The sequence below is a fragment of the Spirosoma harenae genome (assembly GCF_054776975.1).
Map to the genome: position 1 here is coordinate 241,188 of NZ_BAAHBD010000010.1, position 25,367 is coordinate 266,554.

18 protein-coding genes are annotated in these 25,367 nt (G+C 45.8%); 7 read left to right on the forward strand and 11 right to left on the reverse strand.

Annotated elements, in window-relative coordinates; translation table 11 throughout:
- Positions 1 to 15: 15 nt before the first annotated feature.
- The 8 genes from ACYVE4_RS14980 to ACYVE4_RS15015 all read right to left on the reverse strand — a co-directional run bounded on the left by ACYVE4_RS14980 (position 16) and on the right by ACYVE4_RS15015 (position 11,544).
- The gene (locus tag ACYVE4_RS14980; protein ID WP_461040963.1) at positions 16 to 1,236 is read right to left on the reverse strand and encodes an MFS transporter; all 1,221 of its coding nucleotides are present in this window, start codon (positions 1,234 to 1,236) and stop codon (positions 16 to 18) included.
- A 21-nt stretch (positions 1,237 to 1,257) separates the two neighbouring features.
- The gene (locus ACYVE4_RS14985) at positions 1,258 to 4,047 is read right to left on the reverse strand and encodes a TonB-dependent receptor (protein WP_461040964.1); all 2,790 of its coding nucleotides are present in this window, start codon (positions 4,045 to 4,047) and stop codon (positions 1,258 to 1,260) included.
- Positions 4,048 to 4,146: 99 nt separating this feature from the next.
- Positions 4,147 to 4,707: a carboxymuconolactone decarboxylase family protein gene (locus tag ACYVE4_RS14990; RefSeq protein ID WP_461040965.1), complete on the reverse strand. Its 561-nt coding sequence runs from the start codon at positions 4,705 to 4,707 to the stop codon at positions 4,147 to 4,149.
- Positions 4,708 to 4,815: 108 nt separating this feature from the next.
- A complete protein-coding gene (locus ACYVE4_RS14995; protein WP_461040966.1) occupies positions 4,816 to 6,363 on the reverse strand; it encodes a vanadium-dependent haloperoxidase in 1,548 nt (515 codons plus the stop codon).
- Between the two features lie 11 nt (positions 6,364 to 6,374).
- Complete coding sequence (locus tag ACYVE4_RS15000) at positions 6,375 to 7,271, reverse strand: hypothetical protein (protein ID WP_461040967.1); 897 nt, start codon at positions 7,269 to 7,271, stop codon at positions 6,375 to 6,377.
- A 26-nt stretch (positions 7,272 to 7,297) separates the two neighbouring features.
- Positions 7,298 to 9,502 carry a TonB-dependent receptor family protein gene (locus ACYVE4_RS15005; RefSeq protein ID WP_461040968.1) on the reverse strand — a complete coding sequence of 735 codons (2,205 nt, stop codon included), beginning with the start codon at positions 9,500 to 9,502 and terminating at the stop codon, positions 7,298 to 7,300.
- 92 nt (positions 9,503 to 9,594) lie between these two features.
- On the reverse strand, positions 9,595 to 10,710 hold the full coding sequence (locus ACYVE4_RS15010; RefSeq protein ID WP_461040969.1) for a hypothetical protein: 1,116 nt from the start codon (positions 10,708 to 10,710) through the stop codon (positions 9,595 to 9,597).
- A gap of 294 nt (positions 10,711 to 11,004) precedes the next feature.
- Positions 11,005 to 11,544, reverse strand: coding sequence for a hypothetical protein (locus tag ACYVE4_RS15015; protein WP_461040970.1), 540 nt, complete (start codon positions 11,542 to 11,544; stop codon positions 11,005 to 11,007).
- A gap of 342 nt (positions 11,545 to 11,886) precedes the next feature.
- On the opposite strand from ACYVE4_RS15015, the gene ACYVE4_RS15020 reads away from it, so the two are divergent.
- The 6 genes from ACYVE4_RS15020 to ACYVE4_RS15045 all read left to right on the forward strand — a co-directional run bounded on the left by ACYVE4_RS15020 (position 11,887) and on the right by ACYVE4_RS15045 (position 18,857).
- Entirely contained in the window at positions 11,887 to 13,488 is a 1,602-nt protein-coding gene (locus ACYVE4_RS15020; protein WP_461040971.1) for a hypothetical protein, read from the forward strand.
- A 60-nt stretch (positions 13,489 to 13,548) separates the two neighbouring features.
- Positions 13,549 to 14,529 carry a GTP 3',8-cyclase MoaA gene (gene moaA, locus ACYVE4_RS15025; RefSeq protein ID WP_461040972.1) on the forward strand — a complete coding sequence of 327 codons (981 nt, stop codon included), beginning with the start codon at positions 13,549 to 13,551 and terminating at the stop codon, positions 14,527 to 14,529.
- Positions 14,530 to 14,569: 40 nt separating this feature from the next.
- The gene (locus ACYVE4_RS15030) at positions 14,570 to 15,640 is read left to right on the forward strand and encodes a redoxin domain-containing protein (RefSeq protein WP_461040973.1); all 1,071 of its coding nucleotides are present in this window, start codon (positions 14,570 to 14,572) and stop codon (positions 15,638 to 15,640) included.
- A 121-nt stretch (positions 15,641 to 15,761) separates the two neighbouring features.
- Positions 15,762 to 16,385 carry a hypothetical protein gene (locus ACYVE4_RS15035; protein ID WP_461040974.1) on the forward strand — a complete coding sequence of 208 codons (624 nt, stop codon included), beginning with the start codon at positions 15,762 to 15,764 and terminating at the stop codon, positions 16,383 to 16,385.
- A 62-nt stretch (positions 16,386 to 16,447) separates the two neighbouring features.
- Positions 16,448 to 17,137 (forward strand): hypothetical protein, encoded by a 690-nt coding sequence (locus ACYVE4_RS15040; RefSeq protein WP_461040975.1) that lies wholly within the window; start codon positions 16,448 to 16,450, stop codon positions 17,135 to 17,137.
- 37 nt (positions 17,138 to 17,174) lie between these two features.
- On the forward strand, positions 17,175 to 18,857 hold the full coding sequence (locus tag ACYVE4_RS15045) for a M1 aminopeptidase family protein (RefSeq protein WP_461040976.1): 1,683 nt from the start codon (positions 17,175 to 17,177) through the stop codon (positions 18,855 to 18,857).
- A 9-nt stretch (positions 18,858 to 18,866) separates the two neighbouring features.
- Here ACYVE4_RS15045 and ACYVE4_RS15050 read toward each other — a convergent pair whose 3' ends face one another.
- From ACYVE4_RS15050 to ACYVE4_RS15060, 3 genes are all read right to left on the reverse strand, one after another.
- Positions 18,867 to 19,826 (reverse strand): ABC transporter substrate-binding protein, encoded by a 960-nt coding sequence (locus ACYVE4_RS15050; protein WP_461040977.1) that lies wholly within the window; start codon positions 19,824 to 19,826, stop codon positions 18,867 to 18,869.
- Positions 19,827 to 20,059: 233 nt separating this feature from the next.
- On the reverse strand, positions 20,060 to 21,547 hold the full coding sequence (locus tag ACYVE4_RS15055; protein WP_461040978.1) for a capsule assembly Wzi family protein: 1,488 nt from the start codon (positions 21,545 to 21,547) through the stop codon (positions 20,060 to 20,062).
- 140 nt (positions 21,548 to 21,687) lie between these two features.
- On the reverse strand, positions 21,688 to 22,461 hold the full coding sequence (locus tag ACYVE4_RS15060) for an NUDIX hydrolase (RefSeq protein ID WP_461040979.1): 774 nt from the start codon (positions 22,459 to 22,461) through the stop codon (positions 21,688 to 21,690).
- 86 nt (positions 22,462 to 22,547) lie between these two features.
- Here ACYVE4_RS15060 and ACYVE4_RS15065 point away from each other — a divergent pair, with 86 nt between their 5' ends.
- A complete protein-coding gene (locus tag ACYVE4_RS15065) occupies positions 22,548 to 25,337 on the forward strand; it encodes a PQQ-dependent sugar dehydrogenase (protein WP_461040980.1) in 2,790 nt (929 codons plus the stop codon).
- Positions 25,338 to 25,367 lie beyond the last annotated feature (30 nt).

Here is a 25,367-nt window from a genome sequence, read left to right on the forward strand (position 1 = left end):
ATGAGAATAGTCTGCTTATTTTTTTATCCAGATGCCACCAAACGCAATCAGGAAAGCGGCTGAGAAAACGACGAGCGCATTCCCGATACCACCCAACGCGGTTGTTAATGTTCCAACGAATAAGACGGCTGTAGCCGTGAATAATCGACCGATATTGAAACAGAATCCTGTAGCAGTAGCTCGAATCGGAGCGGGAAACAACGTCGGCACATAGCTCGACAATGATCCCTGGCTTATGCCAAAAAAGAGCGATAGCAGTGCGAGTTCTCCGTAAATAATGGGCGAAAACGATTGGTTCGTCAGAAACAGTAATCCACAAGCTAGAATGCATCCTGTAAACGTTACTAATAGCGTTCGACGAGGGCCAAGTTTAGAAACCAGAAAGCCTGATACAATACCGCCAATAATCCCTCCGACACCTAGTAGCATCATCGTAATACCGCGTTCGGTCTGTCCCGTTTGACCGGCAGATAGCAACGATTGCACCCAGGTAGGAATCCAGGAAAAAATACCCCAAAGCGCAATCAGAACCGATCCAAATATGATAGCTCCGCTGATTACATTGGGCTTATTTTCAGGACTGAACAAGTTCGGCTTTTGAGATTTTGTTTGCAGTCGTCCCTCCTTCCAACTAGCTGATTCGGGAATAAATACATTAATCAGAATGGCAATCAAAACGGGGATCACACCAATAGTAAACGCCGTTCGCCAGTCGCTAAAACCACTCGCTAATCCACCCGTTGCCACAATACCAACCGGAAATGCCGTAGCCAGTACGCCCAATGCAACTGGTTTGGATGACGCTGGCCATACTTCTGATATATAGACAGTTGATACTAGTAGAATCCCTCCTACGCCTGCGCCAGTCAACGCTCGAAGCAGAAACAAAATATGCTCATTCGGCACAAAAACTGTCGCCAGCATAGCTCCTCCACACAAACCCGTTGCCAATGCCAATGCCCGAACTCGTCCAATACTATCAGCTAAGGGGCCAAACAAAAATCCACCAATCACCCAGCCATACAAAAAGGCAGCACTGATCCATGAACCCACTTCGTTCAACTGACCAGTCGATACGTTTCCCCCCAACAATTGAGGAATGGCCACAGGCAAATAGGTCGCCATCAGCGTACTGGCCGTTCCGCCAAACACATAGGCTACCATACAAAGGGTAAAACTAACCCACGGAAGCGCCACGCGCTGCTCCTGATCAATTGACATTGTACTTGTTTCCACGGCGTTTGGTTAGGTTTATTTTTAGCGTGTTAACTGATCGAACGTGAGCGATACGTAATACAACCCGCCAACGGCTGGTGAACCATATGCCTGTACGATGTACTGGTTCGTCAGATTCGATGCACCTACTTTCAGTAAAGTTTTGTAAGCAGGAATCTTCAAGGTTACCTGAGCGTCGATGAGGTTGTAGGCCTGAATACGGCCTGGACGCAGATCATTAAATGAGCCGACCCAATCGAAGGCTTCCTGCCAGTGCCAGGCCACATTGAAGCCCAGATTCGGTGCGATATTCCGGTGACCAATCGTTACGTTCGTTTTGAAACGAGGGGTATTAAACGCTGGAATATTGTTCGGATCGGCGTTTTGCAGATTGAAGGCCGACCAGGTTCCATTCCCCGTCAGCGTGTAGCCGCCCAATGTTGTATAGTTCAGACCTAGTGTAGCTCCCTGGGCAGTAACGCGGTCGGGTGCGTTGGTATATAGCTGAAACGCCTGATAAGTAGAGTTCAGAATATCCTGTGCAGCAGCGGGATTGATACTACCATCAGCAGCCAGAACGGGACTGTTAGGGCGAATTACCACCGTATTCAGAATAAAATTTCGATACGCACCGTAGTAGTAATTAGCGTCGAGCGATAGTCGGCTTGTGAGCAAGGTACGATATCCTACTTCAAAGCTCTGTACGCGCTCGGGGGCAATGTACGGCACGTTCGATTTTACCAGTTTGGCCTTATTGTTCACCACAGCCTGTTGTGGTCCAACACTGTTTACTTCGGCTAAAAACCCGTTCACGAAGCCACCAATAGACGTTGAGTTGAACGAATTTTCATAAACATTCATGCCCGCGCTATTACTCGGTGCTCCACCCAGAATCGTGATCGGACCAACGTTGAGTTTGATGAATTGATCACTGGGCGTAGGATTCCGAAAGCCCGACTGAAACGAAGCCCGGAAATGGTGACGATCCGTTGGTGAAAACACGGCCGAAGCACGGGGAGTAAAATAGCCTGCGAAATTCTGGTTTTTGTCGTAACGACCTGATACAGTTAGCTTCAGTTTATCAGCTAATAAGGATTTACTCAGCTGAGCAAATGCACCAAACTCACTATACTTAATCCGCCCGCCTTTATCATCAAAAAGTGTCCCATTTGTGAACAGGCTATATTGGCGAAAATTTCCACCGACCAGCAGTTCGGTTCCGGCAAGACCTGCGGAAGCTAAAGCGGATGTTAAATTATACTGAGCATCTGCATGATACATATTGGTTTGACTCAGAATACCAGCTCCCGCCAATCCCTGAACGCCAATCAGTCGTGCTTTTTGCTGCTCATATTCAGCTGATCCCGGCACAAAACGTCCCTGATCGGCAAACAAGCGGGCGCTGGCTGCATCACTGGCCGTTACATTTTGCACTTTACCCTGATAGGCAGCCGTATACCGGTCGAACCAGGTTTGATCGGCCAGGTTTGGCGCCACGACATTTCCGCTCAGATCGCGTACCCAGGTTCGGTCAATTTGTTGTCCCAACGAACGGGTGTTGTACGAATCATGTGAGTCTTCCTGGTTCGTATATCCTCGAACAAAGAAGTTCGTCCCACGTAATTCGATCCGATGCTGAAGCAGCGAAAACCCATTGACAGAGAAGCGGTTACTGCCGGTATAATTCGTTGTTCCTTTCGCAAAATTATAGGAATAAATAGCTTCCAGTTTTGGCGTAATGCGATAATGAACAGCCCCATTCAGTTTAAGGCTATACACGTTATAATCCGTCAGGTCTTTTTCCAAATAACCCGTACGCGATACTTTGCCAATACCTGTAATTGTCCGGTTTATCTCATCGCCGTAGATGTTCAAGCCATTGTAAGCCGGGTTCGAAGGCCCTCGTTTTTCAGGTGACGTAGTTGCGTCTACATCTGTGTAATCGGTAGCGAACCAGTCGAGCCCTTTCATGTACGAAGCGACAAGCTTGATCGCTAATTTATTATTGAATGCTTTCGCATATCGGAAGCCATAGTCCTGATACAGAGCAGCCCCAGTATTTGGATCATTAATGTGATTTACTCCCATTTTGGCCTGTACACTTAGTCCCTGATACCGAAATGGATCTTTGCTGGTCATTAATAAGGCTCCATTGAAAGCGGCTGGCCCGTACAAAGCCGACGCAGCACCGGGGACTAACTCCGCACTTTCGGCATCTAAATCACTCAACCCAAATAAATTCCCCATCGAAAAACCGAAACCAGCGGGTTGATTGTCGATGCCGTCAATCAGTTGCAAAAAGCGGCTGTTACCTGTGCTGGCAAATCCGCGCGTATTAATTTGCCGATAAGTAAGCCCACTCGTGACCATATCCACTCCCTTAAGGTTGTTCAGTCCTTCGTAGAATGTAGCCGACGGGGTTTCACGAATGGCCCGCGAATCCATTTTTTCAACCGTTACGGGTGCCCGGAGAATACTTTCTTCCACTCGGGAAGCAGCTACAACCACATCCTGCAACGAGTTAGTCGCCTGTCGAAGTTTGACAGCGACAGGTTGCGCATCATTCGATACGACCAAGGTCTGTGCTTCGTGGCCAACCATCGAAACGATCAGCGTAAGCGGTCCGCGTTGATTGGTTGTGAGTGAAAAACTACCGTCAGCATTAACAACCGCACCTGTAAGCTGGCCTTTTACGACCACGCTAGCTCCGGCCAGCGGCTTGTCAGTTTCCGTATCAAGCACAGTTCCTGAAACCCGGCGAGATTGTGCTTGCGCACTAAAGCCGAGGGAAAATAGCATCGCCAGAATGGCAATAAGTTGAGTTAGTTTCATGTCTATAGCGTAAAAAAGAGCAAATGGTGACCTGATCGACCAAAAAACAGCGATTTTGGTCGGTTGAATAAATGTCAGTAAATGGGATAATCGGTTTGTCTAGTGTGTTTTTACAGGATACCCACCTGGCGGACGAACATATCCTCGTCCCGTAATTCGCTCCCCAAGCATTTGGTAGAATGCCGGATCGGTTGGCGCTATGGTTGCCAGTCCATCTACATACTTATTGTACAGACAGAATAGAGCCGCAATCAGCACCGTATCATGAATTTCTCGATCTGTTGCCCCAGCCTCGTGGGCACGGCCAACTGCTTCGACTGACACATTCCTACCATTCTGTTGCGTAAGAGCAGCAATCTGCAGAAGAGCTTTCATTTTCTCGCTAACAGGAGCCGTTTCAATATCCTGTTTCACAACACGAGCCGTTTCATCGTCACCTAAGAGCAAATCCGCAGCTTTTGTATGAGCCGCTTCGCAGAAATTCGTGCAATTACGCGACGATACTAAAGCAGCAATCAGTTCGCGCTCGCCCTGCGACAACGTTGATTCGCCCCGCAGCAAAATCTGCGTCAGTTCCCGAATCGGCATGGCGGTATCCAATCGATATTCGAGCAGTCCGGTAATGCCCGGCAATTGCTCAGGTAGTGGTATATGCGGCATAGCTTTTTGAGTGATGAGTGATAAACGATGAGTTATGAGCGATAAGTGATGAGTGGGCTGACGTAAGAAAGCACTACTCATCACTTATCGCTCATAACTCATCGTTAGTTAAAGTCCTGAACCATCGGCTTTACCTCGTGCTACGGCATAGGCACCAATCTTATTTCCATGGTCCAAACCACCGTTCGAATCGAATCGGTAATGGATCAAGCCGTATACCCGTGATGTGGATGCATCCGCTGCCTGATCGTTGAAATCCTTCGCTTTATCTGGAAAAATGCTACTCAGCACCGTAGCCGCTGCGGCTGAAAATGTCGAGTGACCAGATGGATACGATGGGAAGTTGGGTAATCCAACCGACGTTTTCATACCAAATTGCTGCGGACGAGGATAATAGTAGAAATACTTGGCATCCCAGCATCCAATAGCTGCATCCATTAGCGCAGTTCCGACTAAAGCCAGCGTTCGGGCCATGCGCACTTCGCTGTATTTGGCGTCGTTAGCTGCATTGGCTGCTGTGCGATGCCAGTGGCCTGGAGGAGTATAGCTACCAGGACCGTCGGCCCAATAGTTGGCAATCCGTGCCTGCTCACGAGTCTGACTTTTGTTTATTCCGCGCAACTCTGACATATCTTTTTCATAATTGGCATCGTTCAGCGCAGGTGGGGGCGTAGGCCGTATTTGGAGCAACGTAGCCTTATCGAAATTCCAGGTTGTTACCGCCCCGAAATTCGGCAGCATTGGTGGACGAGCAGGTGTTTCCTGGCTTACCCATACTTCCGTTAGTCCGCGTTCTTTAGCTGCCTGAATCATACCTGCCGTTACTGCCTGGTTATTGGCGGCACTCATGCCATCGGTTCTGGCTCGACCCATCACTTTGGCAGCTACCTGATTCCCTAAATCAACACCAGCCGCTATATCACTGGATACATTCATACCTGCCCATAGGCGGCTATTCTGATGTTCAGCTAGTTTAGCATCCAGAAAAGGTACTTCACCAGGAAACATGGCTTTCAGCACAACGGCCGAAGCTGCTGCAACAACCGCATCTTCCGACGGATAGGATGGCAAAGCCGATACGGGCAGTGCTACTCGAATAGTAGCATCAGTTTTCGACGGAGCTGCTCGATTGAACTTGTATTTATAGCTCCAGGCGGCTACCAATGCATCATACTGAGCAACGCTTAGGTAAGCTAACGCGCGAGATGAGTAAGGCGGGTTGGCAAACGGGAACTTAGGATCAGCCAATGGGTTAGCGGCATCCGGAACCGGATATTTACCATCAGGAGTCGATGCGGGAGGTATGTTATACCGGGCGCACAATTCGCGGGCGATTTCATTCCAGCGATAAACGGCACCAGCCCCCCAATACACAACAGCCTCCTGTTGTTCCTGCGTCAGGCTGGCTGATTTCGCCTTAAGGTCGGCCAGTTCGGCCACGTACTGCGATGAGGCCGTCGTTGTAGGGGTAGCCACCGTAACATCGGTTGGTGCGGTTAGCACGTACGTTTTCCAGGTGCCAGCCTTTTCATCCACACTGGCGGGGGTGTAGCCTACACGCTGCGGTTCGGAAATGCTTTTATCGCACGAAATAAAGGCAGCCGACAACCCGACCACCAGGCTACCAATTAGAACAATTCGATTATAAGTTTTCATAATGTTACGGATCACTTTTTGAAATTGATTTGATAAAGAAGCCCAACCATATAGCTGGTGCTTTGTCCCACGTTTAAGCCATCGACAACGTAGCCAACACGGGCGTTTACGCCAATGTTACGTGGCTGAACCTTGCCATACCAACCTACGGAGTTCGCTTGCATGTTGTTGGTTAAGAACGGCATATCGTTTCGGCGAATGTTATCGCCGTCCAGACAGGATACGCGCTCAGCCCACACTTCGGTTTGCCACCCCTTACGCAGTACACCCAGGCGAACTGCAGCATCGTACGTGTTTGGAACACGAACCTGATCTGTATTATACACCCGATCATCAGCCAGATAAGCATTCTGATCCAGGGTTGTATTACCACGCCAACCATAGCTACCGTGTGCGGTTAGATAGATACCCGTTTTTGGCTCCTTATAGTTAAGCAATAGACGTCCGGTAAAGGTGCGACACTGCATACCAATCGACATCGGCATAAAGCTGGCCACGTAACTGCCAATCGGGATAGATCCGCCTACAATCGCATTCACTGAAAAACCACCTGCTTCAACAGCTTTGACTTTCAGCCAGGCCGACAAATCCTGAATGCCACGCTGCCCCATCAGATTTCCCGCACTCGCGCTGGTCCATATATAGGGCATATTCAAAATAACGTTTACCCGGCTGCTAATGCCGTAAGCAGGCATAACCGAAACGCTCTGCGTAGTAAGCGTACCGATATTGAAATTTTCGCGTTTGAGCGTATTTTCCCAATACTGACTCCAGCTACTGTAGCCATACATACCCGCTACACAAAGCTGCTTTTTGCCCATATAAATGGCATCGTGTGGCATCTGAGCCCAAGCAGCGCCGGGAATCAGCAACGAAGCAATGAGTAGGGCCTTTAAATGTGTTTTCATAGATTAAGTTAGTTATATACTAGGGGTTAAATTGTTAAGCCAACCGTCAACACGGCGGTACGACCATCCGATGGCCATACACCAGGACCTGGGTAGAAAGTTGGACGTTTAGTGAAATATTGTGCGTTGAACAGGTTATTTACACTGCCTCGAACCGTCAATAGCTTCTTGATATGCCAGGTCCCATTCAGATCCCACAGGCTATAGGCAGGTACTGGCCCAATAGCTCCATTTGCTGAAGGTGTTGCCGTGTTTAAAGCATCGGAGAAGGTTTGCGCTACATAGCTGTATTGAAGCGTCAGACTAGCGGTACCATAACGGGCAGATAATCCATTGCGCGTTGTCCAGCGAGGAGCCGATTCAACCTGATTGCCAGTTATGTTACGATTTTCGGTACCTGCGGCAATACGACCATTGATGTATCGAGCATAATTATAAGCTGTCGAGGTGAACCCGCTAATCAGGACTTTATTAGTTCGCAGAATCTGTGTTTCGATCAAGCCTTCAACACCTGTGCTACGACTATCGCCGATGTTCGTCCGGTAAATGTAGTTCGATCCATCAGTGTTTGTTAACAGCAACGTTCCCAATCGGTTACGATAGAGCAAATCAAAAACGGTGATATTGACATGAATACCCTGCCAACGACCGTTCACGCCAATTTCAGCATTGTAGCCGTATGCATCTTTCAAACTTTTGTCGATTCGCTCATACACCGACGTCGGAATAATATCCTTAAAGACAACCGGACGATACGCCTGCGACCAACCGCCATAGATTTTAACCTCATCGCTCAGTTTGTACTCGGCGTTAATGCCCATCAAAGCAAAATGGTGGCTAATATCCGTTGGCAGATTACCCGCATCGTAGTAACTGATAGTGCCCCGCATTTCCGTTTTCCCATTTTCAATTCGAATACCCGGCGATACCATCAGACGATTGGTCAGGTAAAACTGATTTTCAACGAAAGCGGCAATGTTTTTTGTCCGGAAATGTAGATCACGCTTAAATGGATCGGTTAGGGTTAGATCGAAATTGCTGGCCGTGGTACCTACCCCCAATTGGCGACGGTGTAAATCTGTACTGATCAACTGCAAACCCCCAGCCAGAGCGCCACTGATACTCCCTAATTTGTATTGATGCAATAAGCGAGCTTCGGTTGTGTAACTGTTAAAGTTATCGATATCTACCTGACGTGCTTTGTATTGTCCTGTTACCCGGCTAATCGTGTCGGGAACTGTTGCAAAGGCATCCAACTGAACGCTGTTACGCGCACCTAACACTGCTGAGTTTGTCCATAAAATGCGGGTTCGATCCGATATACGCCAATCCATTTTCAAAGATGGAATGTAAATATCAGGGTTGAAGTAGTTACGGCTACGAGTAGATTGTTGAGGGTCCTGCGCAAACATCGCATCCGTCAAAGGACCAGGAATCTGGTATGTATACGCCGACCGGCCCAACTCAGCGGTAAAACTCAGTCGCTGAGTAGCTTGGAATTGTACCCGAGCTAATTGTGCTTCCGCATTCGAGTTGCTGTTTTGCCGATAGCCATCTGAATGACGGCGATAGTAATAGGCATAATAAGTCCATTTTCCTACGCGTCCACCGATGGCATTGTACGTACTCCGTAATCCATACGTTCCAATAGAATTGATTGTCTCAAAGCCAAATTTGCGAGTCGTATCGGCCTGCTTGGTTATGTAATTCAACATACCGCCAAACTGAGCGCCGAATTGTAGAGAGGCTGTACCCCGTACCAATTCTACCCGTTCAATGCTTTCCATCGGTGGCGAATAGTGACTGGCCGGATAGCCATACATATCGGAGTTGGTAATCACCCCATTCTGACGAATATTGTTTTCCCACGATCGGTGAGGGTCCAGCCCACGGGTAGAAATATTTACCTGATTACCCGTACCATCCATGTCGTAGACGAATACACCGGGAATCCGGGCAAAGATTTGGCGAGGGTTTTTCTCGGCTACATTAGCGTCAATCTCCGACACGCGAATGGCCTCGCTACGTTTCCCGCCCATTAAATAGGTGTTATGCTCATTCGGCAGCGATTCAACAATAATCGAACGGGCGCCTTTTACGGTAACGGCATTTAACGTCTGCGTACGTACAGAATCAATCGTTTGTTTTTGAGTAACGTTCTGACCCTGTGCATTACTAATTAGGCAAATTAGTAGACTGGTTACCCATAACTCTATTTTAGTATAGTTCATAAGCAGAATGCAGAAGTAAGAATTTAGTATCGTGTTTACGCCTTCTGTGCAAACACGATACCATAATTTTTAATCAGTACAAACGATAGAGCTTAAAACCAACGAGATAGGTTAACCGATACGAGATAATCAGCAAAAGCAGCATCGCCTTGTCGTACGCCCAGCGGATCCAATCGATCGGAGTAGCTTTTGATTCGATTACGATACACCGCTACTGGCACTGTAGCAGCTACGGATGTTTTATTGCGCATGTAGGACAGGCCCGGCTCAACCGATACGATATACCCTGGACGGCGGAAACCTGAACTTCCCCCAAACGCGTCGATAGCTGGTACGCCTTCAACCCGGCCACCGAGCATAACGGCCAAACCTGGAATTGCCTTGATCGACTGGCTTAGTCCAAGACGAGCGGCAAACTGATCGGCTACCGAGAATGTTCCTGTAACCAGGTCAATCGTTGTAGCGGTTGGATTGCGAACAACGCCATTCGTTTCGCGTGGATTGAATAGATAAAAACCATTGGCATAGGCCGTCAGTGTTTTAGTCAGCGACGCATACCCCTGCAATTCAACGCTAACGCCAACACCGCCATCGCCAAGTTGGATTGACTGGTCGATGGGCTGATTGATCGTATAATCCGCCCCTTCTTTGGTCAGCTTATGAAAATCGTCGGTTACACGATAGTTACCTGTCGGTAATTTCACGCCCAGCCCTGCTGCAATGTTCGCTTTGGGCAGTTTAACGGGGTTAATAAGCCAGTAACTTCCAGAAATACGCAGATCGCCGATTCCCTGTGAGCCTGTGTCAAATCGCTTCTGCTGCGGATTTTGGGCAACGGAATTACCATAGTGTTCGTAAAGCGATGAGCGATCATTGTATTGAATGGGCAGATTGACCGAAAATGACAATCGCTGGTTCACCAGATAGGTAATACCCAGGTCAAGCGCGTGCGATACGTTGATTACATTGGTACCCTGTTCAATTCGTTGTTTTTGTTCGACATCACCCACAAAATGCTTGTAGGACCGAAAGAAGCGATAGCCAGCCGACACCTGCCAGTGACCATTACGTTGTTTAAAATAATCAGCAGAACCGGCTGGAGCAGCACAACTCATATGCCGTACGGCTACGCAGCCTTGCGCTGATACGGACGAATTAGAAAGTAATATATAGGCTACCGCCAGAACGATTGTATAAATCGTTTTCATAGTAGAAAATATCTATAATAGAGGATACTTATTTACATAGCTATGCAGATAGACACCCAATCGTGTCCTGATTTGTCGAAATACAAATCAGACCATGGGAAATTCTCAGATAGCCACCAAACAATAGAAAACCGCGCAGATTAGCCGTACTCATTGCATTGTCCAATATACAGGATGCATTTTGCCGAGTCCTTCAGCCCAATTGAATAGAATTGGCTTGATCAGCTAAAAGGATACGCCGAAACACCCATCAAATAATGGCCAATACAGTACAAACGCGATTACTTAGTTCCCTCAGATTTCAGGCGGGGGCGAATGAACAGGCAGGGCACGGGCAGCAACCACGAACAATACGTCGGGAATACGAACAGCTTCGCGCCAGAGGGGGGCTAGAAAACTAAAAATAGCTCGCGGAGTAGGCGAGTATTCTTTTAAGAGAAACTTCAGAAATTGATTGGCTTTCTGGTGCGAATCGGTGGCACCAGCTACGTGCTTATTTAGGAATGAGAGCAAATCGCCCTGCCAAAACGAACGACCTCCCAACTCAATTGCCGCAATGTGCAGCATATTATCCTGCACCTCGACACTGACAACGGAATAGTAATGTCCACGATAGCTGAACCCGTCTGAGGTAGTACGCGTAAGGGTACTTGCTTCCAGCTTATCCTGGAGCGGAAGCTCAAACTCAACGATACTATCAACCGACCGGTATACCTGTAGTCGCTCCGACAGATCATGCTCTGCCTGCCACCACGCGCTCACAAACACCAGCACATAGGCCAGCATGTGATACACAAGGAGTGCAAAGAGACCAATGGATACGACTTTCTTCAACTGAGCGTACGGTAAATTTTTCCCAAAAATAATACTAAATTTTAAACAAAACCCGCGCTAGCGCACAGTAATTATTTTTTAATTCATGATTGGCGTGTTTAACCAGAAAACAATATCCGGCAAATTGCTCCCTAGACGAAACAAATAGCACTGATTACTAGTACAGTGAATGGTAGACTTATTGATGGTTTAGTAGTAAAAACAACCAAATAGTATGCCAACCTTACAGTCAGAAATTCGACAAAAAACCGTTTTCTACGTAAAAAATTAGCTTTTTGTCGTTTTATTCATTCAATACCGACCTTTTCGCCGGTGAAAGCAACTCTTTTTCGCAGCCCTTTTATGAAGTTAATCAGCCTGGCAGTTCTGCTTGGCGTTGCCGGTTTTGGTTACTGGTACGTCCGTTTTTTGAGTCCCGAACCGGTAGTCAGTACCCAGCTAGTGGGTCAGCTTCCTGCTCAAAGTAAACTGATTTCCACACCCCGGTCGCGTTTTACACCAAGTACACGCAAAGGTTTTTACAGCTTAGATATCGTTAGCGATTTTACTATACCCGCAACCAAGTCCATTACATTTTGCGGTGCCGGGCGAAATCTGCATGTTAAACAAGACCCAACGAAAATCTTCCGACGTGGCTTTTCAGCGGTCGATAAGAGTCGGATGATTCCCAATGTTGAAATATGGGGCGGTGATTACCCTCCTCCAGGCTGGAAAAGTAGCTTACAAATCAGCCAGCGAGCTACTATATTATACCGGGGCTATTTTAGAGATGCCTTTGGATTAGGTTGGGCCGAAAATAACGGGCAGGCCGACAAAACAATCTATCAACTGCCCGCCCGCCTGAACGCACCCGTTAATCGTAGTACGATTTATCAATCAGGAATGGAGTTACGAGGAGGATGTGTTGGTTTCGGCGATTGTCCCAAAGATTGGAAAAGTACTTACGGGCTTATGTTTCTGGATATAGAAAATAATTACGGCATTCAAAACCTGCAGGAACAAACCAATCTATATGTCTACTTATTGAAAACCATTAAGGAAAATTCGAGTCCACAAACCTTGGTTGGCTCCATTGATCCGGTAGCGCATAACAGCTATGGTTATTCGCGCAATTCCGATTACAAAGCCGGACCTGATGAATTCCTAACGACGCGTGTCCGTCATACAGCCTCCAGTCGCCAGCGGGGTATGCCTGATGATATCGTCGGAAAAACGTATAGCGACTACGCTGATTTTCTGATGCCAGGCACTTACTACCTATATCCTGAGTTTGATTACACCATTCAACATACCGCCGACAACGACCGCCATTGGTTGGGAGCACTATTGGGTGAGCAGGAAGTCAACATGAAATTGTCGCCTAAAAAACGGATTGCCTGGCATTGGCTATTCAACACGCAGAATAGTGAGTTTAATAAGAGTGCCAAAGCTGAACATTCCGCACCGCCCGCCATAGCCGAAGGGATGGGTATATTTTACTGGTTTACTGGAGCTTACGGTGTTTTATTTTGGGACGACCACACTGACTTAATTCCCGATCAACCCTCTCCTACCGATCCAAACCTTGCGGGTCTGGGTAATGACCGAAATTATGCCTGTTATGAACATTACGTACATGGTCTGTGGCGTCTATTCAAACATCATGGCGATCTGTTTAACGGGCGTGAAACTTATCTGAACGAAAATACAGAGTGTTCATTTGATGGCGGGAAAACCTGGTATAAGTACAATGCCAATCAGATTAAAACACGCGATCTACCTTTTGTACGCGCCATTGTAAATGGAAACCAAATTCTGGTAGCCGCTACCAAAGCCTACGCCAAACCCGAACAGGCCAGTCAGGTAATGGTTCGGTATGTAGACAACGGCTATAAGTTTTATACGACAATTGCGCTAAAAGGCGATGAGATTTATCTGGGCCGGGCAACGATGCCAAGAGGCTAACTCACCAAAAGAATAGCCGAATGCAATCAAAATCAGTAGTTTTGTGTTAGCTTGTTGCGCATGATTTACGACAACCACAATCGCCCAATTACCTACCTCCGGCTGGCCGTAACGGATCGCTGTAATTTGCGATGCTTTTACTGCATGCCCGAAGAAGGAATCAAGTATCTACCTAAACATCAGGTACTAACCTATGAGGAAATGGAACGATTAGTGCGGGTATTGGCTCGTTTGGGCGTACAGAAAGTGCGGATTACAGGCGGAGAGCCTTTTGTCCGGGCCGGTCTGATGGGTTTTCTGGATAAACTGAGTCAAATTGATGGTTTAACCGATCTTTCCTTAACCACCAACGGTGTTTTAACGGCCCCTCATGTTGCTGACTTAGCAGCTCTGGGCGTTCGCTCTGTGAATCTAAGTCTGGATACCCTTGACCGCGAACGGTTCCGAAAAATTACCCGGCGCGACGAACTTCCAGCTGTCCTGAAAACGCTTGATGCATTACGGAATGCTGGCATTCAAACCAAAATTAACGCTGTGGTGATGGATGGGCAGAACATTCAGGATTTAATCCCCCTAACCGAATTAACGCGACAATTACCTGTCGATGTGCGGTTTATTGAAGAAATGCCTTTCAATGGAGAAGGTAGCCATTACCCAATTTTGTACTGGACTCATCGGCGAATTATTAACGAAATACAAACACACTTCCCCAACCTCCAGAAGTTACCAGATCCGCTTTTTTCGACGTCGGCGAATTATCAAATTCCAGGTCATCAGGGCACTATTGGCGTTATTGCAGCTTTCAGTCGAACGTTTTGCGGCACCTGCAACCGCATCCGCCTAACTGCTCAGGGAACACTCAAAACCTGTTTATACGACAATGGCGTTCTGGATGTTCGCGCGCTCCTGCGATCTGGGGCCACGGATGAAGAGTTGACCGCAGCTTTCTTACAAGCTTTTGCCCATCGTCCACTGAATGGATTCGAAGCTGAAAATCAACGCGTTACCGTCACCGAATCGATGTCGACAATTGGTGGTTGACCGTTAGTTTTTTAATATCAGGCTAACTCACATTGTACAAATGCAGCTATCAATTGTTGCATACACCTCTCGCTGGGTCTTTATTGGCTTATTCCTTAGCAACGCTCTCCTGGCAAAAGCTCAATTTACCAGTCGCATAGACTGCTTCTTTCCGGCGGCTTGGGAAGGCAAAGAAACCAAGCTGATAGTCAGACCATTAGACAAATTACCTATTATTGATACAGCAGTTGTCACTAACAGGCGGGTGACGTTTTCGGTCAATACACCCGATTTAAGTTCTGCCTATATCTGGATTGAGGGAAATCAGGACGACGTTCACTTTCTAATTGATTCGCCAAACATCACGATCGCCTTCGATCCGCAGGCAAGTGTTCAAACCGTCATTTCTGGTTCATCCAGCAGTGAATTATGGAATGAACAACGTGAGGCACTTCACCAGTTAAGTGAAGCCAGCGCCGACTACAAGGCCGATTTTCTGAAAACTAACGATTCTGCCGATTCGTTATATCTTGCTTACCAAGGAGCAATCGCAAAATTGATCGATACTCACCCGACTGCTGCTTCGAGCTGGTTCTTATTCGCATCTAATTACACTAGTTTTCCCTACAGATTATCAAAGCAATTGTTTGACAAATTTGCTTCGTTCAGTTTCTATCCTTCTTATCAAAAGATTGCAAAGAATTTATTGGCTAAACAGCCGGGTAAAAAAGCAATCGATTTTACGTTGTCTGATCTTTACGATAGATCGATCCAGTTGTCGCAACTCAACAGTCAATACATCTTGCTGGATTTCTCTTCCTCACATATGATATCTTGCCAACAGCGGCATAAATTATTCAAAGGACTTTATAAACAATACCACGCTAAAGGATTAGAAATAATTACACTCTCTCGGGAGTTCAATAAACAGGCAGGAAGCGACCAATTAAAGAAAGAAGAATTACCCTGGCCTGTTATCGTAATTTCTCCAGAAAACTTCAGTTTATTTAGCAGCTATGTAGCTGACCGCGTACCCGATAATCTATTGCTTGACCAAAGTAAAACGATACGTTATCGGGATTTATCTATACACGAGCTGACTGCAATCCTGGAAGAGAAACTAGTAAAATAAACTAGTCATTTCTTGTATAGTTTATTCAGTAATTTGTTAAAAAGGCTTAACAAAAGTTAAAAAAGCATCTATGAATAAAAAGTAAAAATACCTTTACCGGAAATAACAGCTCAGCTAAAAAATGAGAAATTTATTACTCCTATTGCTCTGGGGTATTACAGTAATGGCAAATGCGCAAAACCTGCCAAACAATAATGACATCCATACCTGGAAAGCGCCCTATCAGCTGATTATTCCGGATGGGTGGACAACTGAGCGTTTTTGCATTCCCATTGATTTTGCTCCTCAAATTCCTTACAAAGGTGTTGAAGAACTACGGTTTGCACCGGGTTGGGGCAAACGAACAAGCGCGGATTACTGGTCGTATGCTTACGTATGGTGGCTTGAAGGTACTCCGAAGATAGATGCCGCCATATTACAAGAAAACCTGAAATTTTATTACTCAGGATTAGTGGAGCGAAATCGAACGACTCGAAATAACGTACCAGGAAAAGCAATACCGACAGAGGTAATTATTAAACAAGAAAAACCGACTCCAGAAGGAACAGAAAGTTATAGTGGTTCTATTAAAATGCTGGATTATATATCACAATTTCCAATTACGTTAAACTGTCTAATTTATATAAATAAGTGTAAACAGCAAAAGCATACTGCAATTATTGTTGAGATATCGCCTAAAAAAAATGATCACATTATTTGGCAAAAACTACATAGTATTCAACGCAATTTTATTTGTTCAAAATAAAGTTTCTCTGGCATAGTATAATCAAGATGTCCGTTGTCTTTTATTACCAAAAATCAACGGACATGAAAATACGAATTATTGCCTTGTGGGTATTTGTAGGATTAGGTTTCTTCGCCTGCCAGAAACCTGCTGAACTTACTGACACAAGGCCGGCTATTAAATCCGTTTCCTTCACTGGGGTTCCTGCTGAAAATGTTCGCTTCGATGCGGCTAATGCAACAATTACAGTGCAGCTTCCTGCTGTCCTATCGGGAGGTCTACGACCCGTATTTACCCTGTCGGAAGGGACAAGCGTAATCGACGGAGTACAAACCGATAATACAATTGATCTCACTCCTTTCTGCTACTGTAATAGGTCCAGTCAATCCAGAGAAGTAGTGATCCGGGTCGGCAATAATACCGGCACATCGGTTTATCGGCTAAACGTAATTACTTCAGGTCAATTAAAAGCGCAGAATAGCAATACGTCGATTACTTTTTCCCGTCAGACAAAACTTCTGGAAATGAGCCTGCCGGTAGAAAATTTGTATAGCAATCCGCACATCAATACGATTGACTTTACCAATGTAGAAACAGGAGCTCTAACACGAATCAATGCCGACGCAGCTTGCCTGAATACCTGTCAATCGAACGCACCAAATCAACTTATTTTCCGACTATCGTCGCCCATTGAACGAGAATTACTCCTTGGCACGTATGCGATTTCGTTGGCTGGTATTGTGTTCCCGCAACAACTTGTTGTCACGGAATAAATTGATTAGCAAGTGCTTTAACATCCATTCCTACGCCATGCCTATCCATCGATTCGTTTTAACGGTTCTTTATTTCGTCGTTTTTTCGGCAAATGCGCAAACTCCACATATCAAGGGTGACATTTACCTATCGATCAAGAATGGCACGTTTAAAGCAGATCTGGCGGTTTCTGGATTACCAAATCTTTCTCAATACGCCATTCGGTTGAACAGCGGCTTCAATATTCAGTCGTTTAGAGATAGCACCGATACATTTTCCTACTCGGCCGAACGAGAGTATGATTCTGAAAAATCGTACGAAAGTTTTCAATACTGGTTTCCCAGCAGCGACAAAAAAGGCCGCTACTTGCCAAAGCATTTTCGAGTTAGTTATGTAGGCGCTTTTCCTGTTTACACAGATTCGGTCAAAAAGGGCGATTGGGGTGACTGGAAAGGAAATATTGCCTTCAATGGCAAAACCATTCGCGCTTCTGAGCAGTCAGTATGGTATCCGATTCTATATGATATTCAGGAAGATAAAGCTTATCAGAACGTTACGTTTGATTTAACGATCCATAGCCCTGACGCTAAAGCTATTTACCTGAACGGCTGCCCTCCGCAGTATACTCAGACTGCTCGTTTCAGTTCTAACCGTCCGTTCCCGCTGCTTCTGTTTGCAGGTGATTTTGACTTTAAGAAAGAACGGAATACTTATCTGCTCAATACAACTCTTACCGCTGCTCAGGCAGATGTATTGGACAGGTGGTTTTCGCGAATTAAACTGTATTATGAACAACATTTGCGTATTCCTTATGGCGCTGATATAACGTTACTGGCGAGTACCCCTGTTTCTAAGCGTAATGATTGGCTGTTTGTTACCTACCCAACGATTGCCTCTGTCAGTCCCAATGGATGGATGAACAAACTCGTTGACGAGAAAAAACTAGCCTTATCGGATTCATCGCTTATGTCGTTCATGGCGCATGAGCTGGGGCATTATTATTTTGGCTCGGTCATATCGCCCAATTCAACCCTCCGCTGGGCATTTCTGGAAGGTATAACGGAATACCTATCCTTACAAGTTACACGCGACCTCATCGGTCAAGCTTATTATGAAGGCAAGCTTAAGTCATACGCAGGGGCCTGTAAAAACATTTCCAATTTCATCCCGCTGAAAAGGGTAATTGCTGCCAGTGAAATTAATGAGATCTACCGCTATCAGTATATTCCATTGCTGTTGACGGCTCTTGAGCGACAAATTGGCCGGGAAAAAATGTGGAAATGGCTGAGTGGCATTCTGGCGACGAAAAACCCAACGACCAACTACCCGTTTTTTCGTAATAGCTTATCAGAAAGTGGCGTCTCTGAAAAAACCATCACTGATTTTGAGAATTCCTATCTGGAATCTGCTGATGGATTACCCAGAGTGTTAGATCTTTTTAAATCAGCCAGTACGTCTTATTTCTATTGGGGTATAGCGAAAGACGTGCTAAAATCTGGAGACAGTAGAAAACCACAGGCGTTTTACACATCCATAAAAAGTATAAAACGGGACGACCAGGAACTGGGGAAAATTGCTCAACAGTATTTTGCTTTTGCGAAAAGCCAATGTAATCCAGCTAATGAAACGTGTACAAGCGATTTTAACTCCTACGATACGCTGGAAGAAGCACAGAAAGCTCAGGATAAATGGCTCAAAAACTTAGCTGAAAAATACACTACGAAACAAGTGGAATTCTGATTTTTCGGACTACCAGCGAATCATAGCAGGAATGCCTTCCAGAAACTTATTGGTGAATAATTCGTCCACCTCCATTCGCTGAATAATTTCTCCGTTGGGGTCAGTAAGCATACGGTTACGAATCATCCAATTGACAAACGAAAGCCAGATGTTGCGATGCATAAACCCCCAATGTCCTTCTCCATCCAGATAATAACCCGAAACCATCTGTTGACTTTGTTCAACAAAATTACGGTTTGTTAATGTCGGATGATTAGCCGTTTTCATCAATATTCTGGCTGCTTCGTCCGGGTTTTTCATTGCTTCCCGAAATCCGGCAGCCGTAGCTTCCAGAAATCGTCGTAGGGCATCGCCATTTTTTTCTGCCCAATCGCGGTGGGCTGTTAGCACTGGATTATAGCCGTACGGAATTTCGTATTCATCGAACAAAAACTGATTGAGATCAACGCCATCAATATCAGCTTTCACCCCTTCCCAGGTTAGCCAGCACCAGGCAGCATCGACCTCACGCGTTACCAATGCACGCCAGATACCCGCCCACGGCGATTTATGTGCCACAAACTGCCCTCGTCCGTCGTCATTTTGAATCAATTGCCGAATAATATCTTCCTCATAACGCGCACCATAAGATGCGTAGACCTTGCCATCTAACTGCCTGGGGTGATCGATTCCGCTTTCTTTTAGGGTGACAATTGCACTAATATCCCGAGCCAGTAACGTTGCCACAGCAATCAGTGGAATACCATTGGTTTGATAACTAATCACGCTTTCAGACGGCGTAATAGCCAGATGCGCGTTATTCTGGGCAACGCGTCGGGCAGGCATCGTTTGATAATTTTCTTTATCGGGGGAGATAAATACCACGTCAAGACCGGCCTTTTGATAAGCACCCTTGGCAAAGGCCACATAAAACCCCGTGTGATTGGTATTGGGTGTCCGATCGAGGGCTAAACGTATTTGCGTATTCATACAACGCGGTAGTGTTACGGCTATGTTAACTCGTCAATTCAGGTAAGGTTTGACAAAAATACGATTAGCCGCTACTCCAAATGTCAAAAATATTATCCTATATCAGGCTTAATAATCTCTTTTCAGGTCATTTTTGCTTGTTCGGGCTTTACTTTTCGTCTATTCCATCAAATTAGAAAACCCGACCCGAATAAAACAACGGTCTTCGATTTCAAAGGGAAGCTATTTTTGTTTTATTGATTCCGTTGCCAGACTGTTTTGCGCAAGCCCACATAAGCACCTACCGTATTCGTATATAATTCGCCCCAATCGGCTGCTATAGAAGCCGTTAGTGCCATTCCTCCTAACCAGTTTACAGGTGTTCCTAATTGAACAAGTGATGACCATTGTTTTGGCATACAGAGAAGTGGCTCACCCGGTACGCCATGGTTTATGCTATACGAAACCTTAGCCAATAGCTTAATCTTCTGTAAAGCAGTAGCTCGTATGCCAACATGAGCCATCTGCACAAGATTGTTATTGACAACCTGAGATGTATTATGCTGGTACTCTGCCTTAACATCCTGTCTCCGAGTGATGAATGGAGTACCAATAATACGCCCTTTATAGGCCCATCCTTCCTGATATTGAGCATTATTGAAATAATTATCAGTGCCTTTTGTATGGGTATTATCCTGATAAAACGTAGGGCCACTTTGATTTAACGTAGATAAGTATTCAACCAGAAAATCATCGATGTAAAACCTTGATGCACCATGCTGTAGCGGTTGGATACGAAGTCCGGTTAACCCATCGGGCACATTCTGAAAGAGAACTCCCGAAGCATCATCAAAACTGTGCTGATGATACAGCATGAAAAGTGCAGACTTTAATCGCAGTTCAAGACCGAAGTCCGTACTTCCTACATGATTTCCGTAGAGGTTAACGTAATCAAATGACGTAATGCGCGGATTATTGATACCCTCTGTTCGGATGGCGAAGAGGACATTGGGGAAATCACGCAATTCACCGGGCAATTGTCCATCAACCGCATAATGATAATCAAGGTAGTCCGAACGTCCTCCCCACTGTACACTGTGATTCACTCCAGCGTACCCCCGAAGCAAGGCTTTCGGCTTACCAAATCGGAACATGACAGATTTCTGATGCAGAAAGGAGTGCTGCATATAATCGGTATCGGCAAACAATCCATGAGCAATAAATGCATTAATCGACAGCCACTGCCGACGGCCTAATGGAGCAAATCCCTTCGTACCAAATTGAATTTTAGGAATTGGTAACGCATTGCCTGACCAGGCATACGATCCAGACGTAAGCATCGTATCGACCAGGCCGATGACTTCGCGTCGACGCCCAATCACCAGTTGAATCTGCCTATGGGCTAGTTTTACATAGTACTCAGGAGTTATTATCTGGCTCTCACGGCCAGCATTTCCTACGATTTCGGCCGCATAACTGAATACCCAGGCACGGGTCGCAGGCTTGACCTGCTCTGTGGTGTCCGTTAGATACACAGAACCCGACAAACCAACACGTAATGTACCCACTGGCGAAGAATACGGAACAATACCAAATTGATTAGCCCGTAACCAAAAGGGGGTTTGGTTGGAGGATACAAATCCGCCTGCTTCTACGTAGGCTTGATACCCGTTATCCGTTTGCGCAAAGGCTGAAAAAAAAGCAGATAGATAAAGTGCAGATAGAATAAAAAGTTGTTTCATAACTGCAAAAAAGCAGTTTTTCCTCCACTAACATTAAAAACCGAACGTTTTGAGTATTCGGTAATGATTAGTTTATCATTTATTAATAAATGTACAGAAAACGGAATAAAAAGGTAGAAAATGACTTTTTTTTAGAATGGCTATCCTACAAATAGTCGTTCATCAGCCAGTGCCTTTTCATATTTCTCTTTGTCGAATCGATATAGGTAAGGCGCTTTGTGGGCACCACCCGTTTTCCGTTCTTCCAATCGCTCAAGAATATCATAACCCAACATTCGTTTCTGAAAATTTCGTCTGTCGAGCGATTGTCCTAGAATGGTTTCGTATAGTTGTTGTAAATCAGGCATTGTAAATTTCTCAGGCAGCAGATTGTAGCCAATAGGTTGATAGCTAAGTTGCCGACGGAGTGTTTTCAGAGCCAGCGTAATCATATCGTTATGATCGAATAGGAGAAGTGGCACCTGATTGATATCCCACCAGCGGCACTCGTCTGTGAAGATATCGGGCGTTGGCACTACGTTCGCAAACTCAACCAGCGCGTAATAACCAACTGATACATCGCGGCTGGAAAACTCATGAACCACGTCGTTAGGCAATCCAAGTCTGGTAAAAGTTTCCTGCTTGCTGAAATGGATATATCGTCTGACATCGCCAAACGTGTGGAATTGCTGTAAGAAAATTTCCGGTAACCCCGTGCGGTCGTATAAGCTCCGGTAAGCAGCCTCATGTAAACTTTCTTCATGCCGAATACGTCCTCCCGGCAAACACCAATCGTCAGTATTTTTCCAGCGCAGCAACAATACTTTTAGCTGTCCATCATGAAAACCGAAGATGACAAGGTCTACCGATACCGATGGTAAAAAATCATTTTTAAGCTGTTGAATTAGCCTTAGTACTTGATCTTTGTATTCCATGAAGAAAATTTACGAACAAATATAGTGTGTACTCAATACACATTGACAATTATATATGTATCATTGTGTTAAAATTACACAACCCTATGATACGTACTAACTTCCCGAAGCAATCGTATCGAATGGTAGCTATGATCAGCATAAGCGCCATTGGATTATGGGCTTACTCGGCAAGGCCACTAACGGCTCCCGGCGATAAGCTGAACGCAGCCCAACCCGACGAAAATCGTTTCACAAAAGTAGTGCTGGCCGAGAAACTGAATGAACCACTCGAAATGGCTATCCTACCTGATGAACGCGTTATTTTTATCGAACGGCATGGTAATGTTCAGCTTTATTCACCGACAACAAAACAGGTAAAAACCATTGCGACTATTCCAGTCAGCACAAAATATAAAGATAAAGAAGGGCACGAAACCGAAGCAGAAGATGGGCTATTGGGTGTGAACATCGATCCAGATTTTGCAAAAAATCATTGGATTTACTTTTACTATTCGCCCGCTGGTACTGAGTCAAAAAATATTCTGACTCGCTATGAGATGAAAGGCGACGAATTGGTCCTTTCATCGAAAAAAACTCTGCTGGAAGTACCCGTTCAGCGGGAGCAATGCTGTCACACAGGCGGTTCTATCGACTGGGACCGCGACGGTAATCTGTATCTTTCGACCGGTGATAACACCAGCCCACGCGCGACACTCTACGCACCCATCGACGAACGACCCGACCGTGGTCCATGGGACGCTCAAAAGTCATCGGGAAATACGAACGACCTCCGGGGTAAAATCCTGCGTATTCATCCCGAAGCTGATGGTACATATACTATACCAGAAGGAAATCTATTCCCGAAGGGCACGCCTAAAACTCGTCCCGAAATTTATACAATGGGTCATCGAAATCCATATCGTATTTCAGTAGATAAGCATACAGGTTATGTGTATTGGGGCGATGTGGGTCCTGATGCAGGTGCAGACTCGGCAGGAGTTGGTCCGAAGGCAGAGGATGAATACAATCAGGCTCGCAAGGCCGGAAATTTCGGATGGCCCTATTTTGTAGGGGATAACAAAGCGTACAACGACGTAGATTTTGCATCGAATAAATCAGGTGCCAAGTTTGATCCAGCTCATCCGTTTAACGATTCGCCCAATAATACTGGTTTGCGCGACCTCCCTCCTGCTCAGCCTGCTATGATTTTCTACCCCGCAACTGAGAGCAAGAAATTTCCATTTATGGGTACGGGCGGACGTAGTGCGATGGCCGGACCAACCTATTACCAGGAAGATTTCAAAGGAGCTAAACGGCCTTTCCCGGAATATTATAACGGTAAAACATTCCTATTCGAGTGGATGCGCGATATGATTCTGGCTGTCAACTACGACAGCAAAGGCGATATGACCAACGTTGAGCGATTCCTGCCGAACATGGCGTTTAGCCATCCTATCGACATGGCATTCGGCCCAAATGGCGATTTATACGTACTGGAATACGGCACCGGGTGGTTCCTGAAAAACGACGATTCTCGACTTGTCAAAATTGAATTTAATGCAGGTAACCGTAAACCCAATATAGTTGCCTCTGCCAGCCAGAAAGTTGGCGCGGTTCCGTTAAAAGTAGCCTTATCGTCGGAAGGCACAAAAGATTTCGACGGCGACGCCATGACGTATCAATGGAAAATTGTCTCAAAAACAGGTGGCCAGCCGACGGTTTTAAACGAAGCCAATCCGACTTTTACCTTTCAGAAACCCGGCCAGTATAAAGCTATTTTGACCGTAACAGATGCGCATGGTCTCAAAGATTCGCGCGAAATCGATGTATTAGCAGGAAATCAGCCTCCTAAAGTCGAATTAGCTATTACGAAAGGGAACAAGAGTTTTTACTTCCCCGGAGAGCCAATTGCTTACCAGGTGAGCGTATCCGATAAAGAAGATGGGACTTTGGTGGGAGGTAAAATCTTACCAAAACAAGTGACGGTTCGGGCAACGTACCAAGATGAATCTAATACCCAAAGTAGTAGTGAGGCTGGTCACAAATTCTCCGAAGCAACGTATCTCGGCACGGGCAAAGTGCTGATGGAAAAAAGCGATTGCAAAGCCTGCCATTTTACCGACAAAAAATCGGTTGGACCAGCATTTATTGAGGTGGCAAAACGATACAAAAGTGATCCAAATGCTGTTGCGAGTCTATCAAACAAGATTATCAAAGGCGGGGGTGGTGTCTGGGGAGATGCGATAATGACAGCGCATCCGCAGTTAGGCAACGCTGATGCCAGCGAAATCGTGAAATACATTCTCACTTTGTCGGATAAGAAAACTGCTACTCCAACACTGCCTACGCAGGGGTCTTATACACCCGGCAAGGATGAGAAAGGAGCTTTAGTATTGCAGGCATCCTACAAAGACAAAGGTGCCAATGGCATTCCCGCTCAAACAGTTGAAGAAGCACTCGTACTCCGTAATCCAATTGTGGCATTAGGATCGAGTGATAGTCAGTCGAAAGGGGTAACGCTCTTTAAAATGGCCACCCAACCTCATCCAATTGTCATTGTGATGGCATCGGGTACAAACGTAGCTTTCAACAAGATCGACATGACGGGTATTCGGTCGATGGAATTTGCAGTGGCAGTTCCCAAAGCACAACTCATTTGCGTTGGTGGACGAATCGAAGTACGTATAGATTCGCCTGAGGGTCAGTTACTAGGTCAAACAGAAGAACTGACGCCCAACGAAAGCAAAGATCCTGCTGACATATTTAAACTCAGCAAGGCGAAGGTAAATGTAACACCTGCTACTGGTCAGCACGATTTATACTTTGTATTCAAGAACGAAAAAGCGGGTAAAGCCCCTTTGTTCGTTCCGGCCACTGTTCAATTCTCTAACTAATTTTCACCTCACCCCAACCCCTCTCCAAGA

Bases quoted from the DNA above. Each gene is read 5' to 3' on its own strand.
- ACYVE4_RS14985 (WP_461040964.1), bottom strand. From the start codon at position 4,047: ATGAAACTAACTCAACTTATTGCCATTCTGGCGATGCTATTTTCCCTC.
- ACYVE4_RS14990 (WP_461040965.1), bottom strand. From the start codon at position 4,707: ATGCCGCATATACCACTACCTGAGCAATTGCCGGGCATTACCGGACTG.
- ACYVE4_RS14995 (WP_461040966.1), bottom strand. From the start codon at position 6,363: ATGAAAACTTATAATCGAATTGTTCTAATTGGTAGCCTGGTGGTCGGG.
- ACYVE4_RS15000 (WP_461040967.1), bottom strand. From the start codon at position 7,271: ATGAAAACACATTTAAAGGCCCTACTCATTGCTTCGTTGCTGATTCCC.
- ACYVE4_RS15005 (WP_461040968.1), bottom strand. From the start codon at position 9,502: ATGAACTATACTAAAATAGAGTTATGGGTAACCAGTCTACTAATTTGC.
- ACYVE4_RS15010 (WP_461040969.1), bottom strand. From the start codon at position 10,710: ATGAAAACGATTTATACAATCGTTCTGGCGGTAGCCTATATATTACTT.
- ACYVE4_RS15020 (WP_461040971.1), top strand. From the start codon at position 11,887: ATGAAGTTAATCAGCCTGGCAGTTCTGCTTGGCGTTGCCGGTTTTGGT.
- moaA (WP_461040972.1), top strand. From the start codon at position 13,549: ATGATTTACGACAACCACAATCGCCCAATTACCTACCTCCGGCTGGCC.
- ACYVE4_RS15030 (WP_461040973.1), top strand. From the start codon at position 14,570: ATGCAGCTATCAATTGTTGCATACACCTCTCGCTGGGTCTTTATTGGC.
- ACYVE4_RS15035 (WP_461040974.1), top strand. From the start codon at position 15,762: ATGAGAAATTTATTACTCCTATTGCTCTGGGGTATTACAGTAATGGCA.
- ACYVE4_RS15040 (WP_461040975.1), top strand. From the start codon at position 16,448: ATGAAAATACGAATTATTGCCTTGTGGGTATTTGTAGGATTAGGTTTC.
- ACYVE4_RS15045 (WP_461040976.1), top strand. From the start codon at position 17,175: ATGCCTATCCATCGATTCGTTTTAACGGTTCTTTATTTCGTCGTTTTT.
- ACYVE4_RS15050 (WP_461040977.1), bottom strand. From the start codon at position 19,826: ATGAATACGCAAATACGTTTAGCCCTCGATCGGACACCCAATACCAAT.
- ACYVE4_RS15055 (WP_461040978.1), bottom strand. From the start codon at position 21,547: ATGAAACAACTTTTTATTCTATCTGCACTTTATCTATCTGCTTTTTTT.
- ACYVE4_RS15060 (WP_461040979.1), bottom strand. From the start codon at position 22,461: ATGGAATACAAAGATCAAGTACTAAGGCTAATTCAACAGCTTAAAAAT.
- ACYVE4_RS15065 (WP_461040980.1), top strand. From the start codon at position 22,548: ATGATACGTACTAACTTCCCGAAGCAATCGTATCGAATGGTAGCTATG.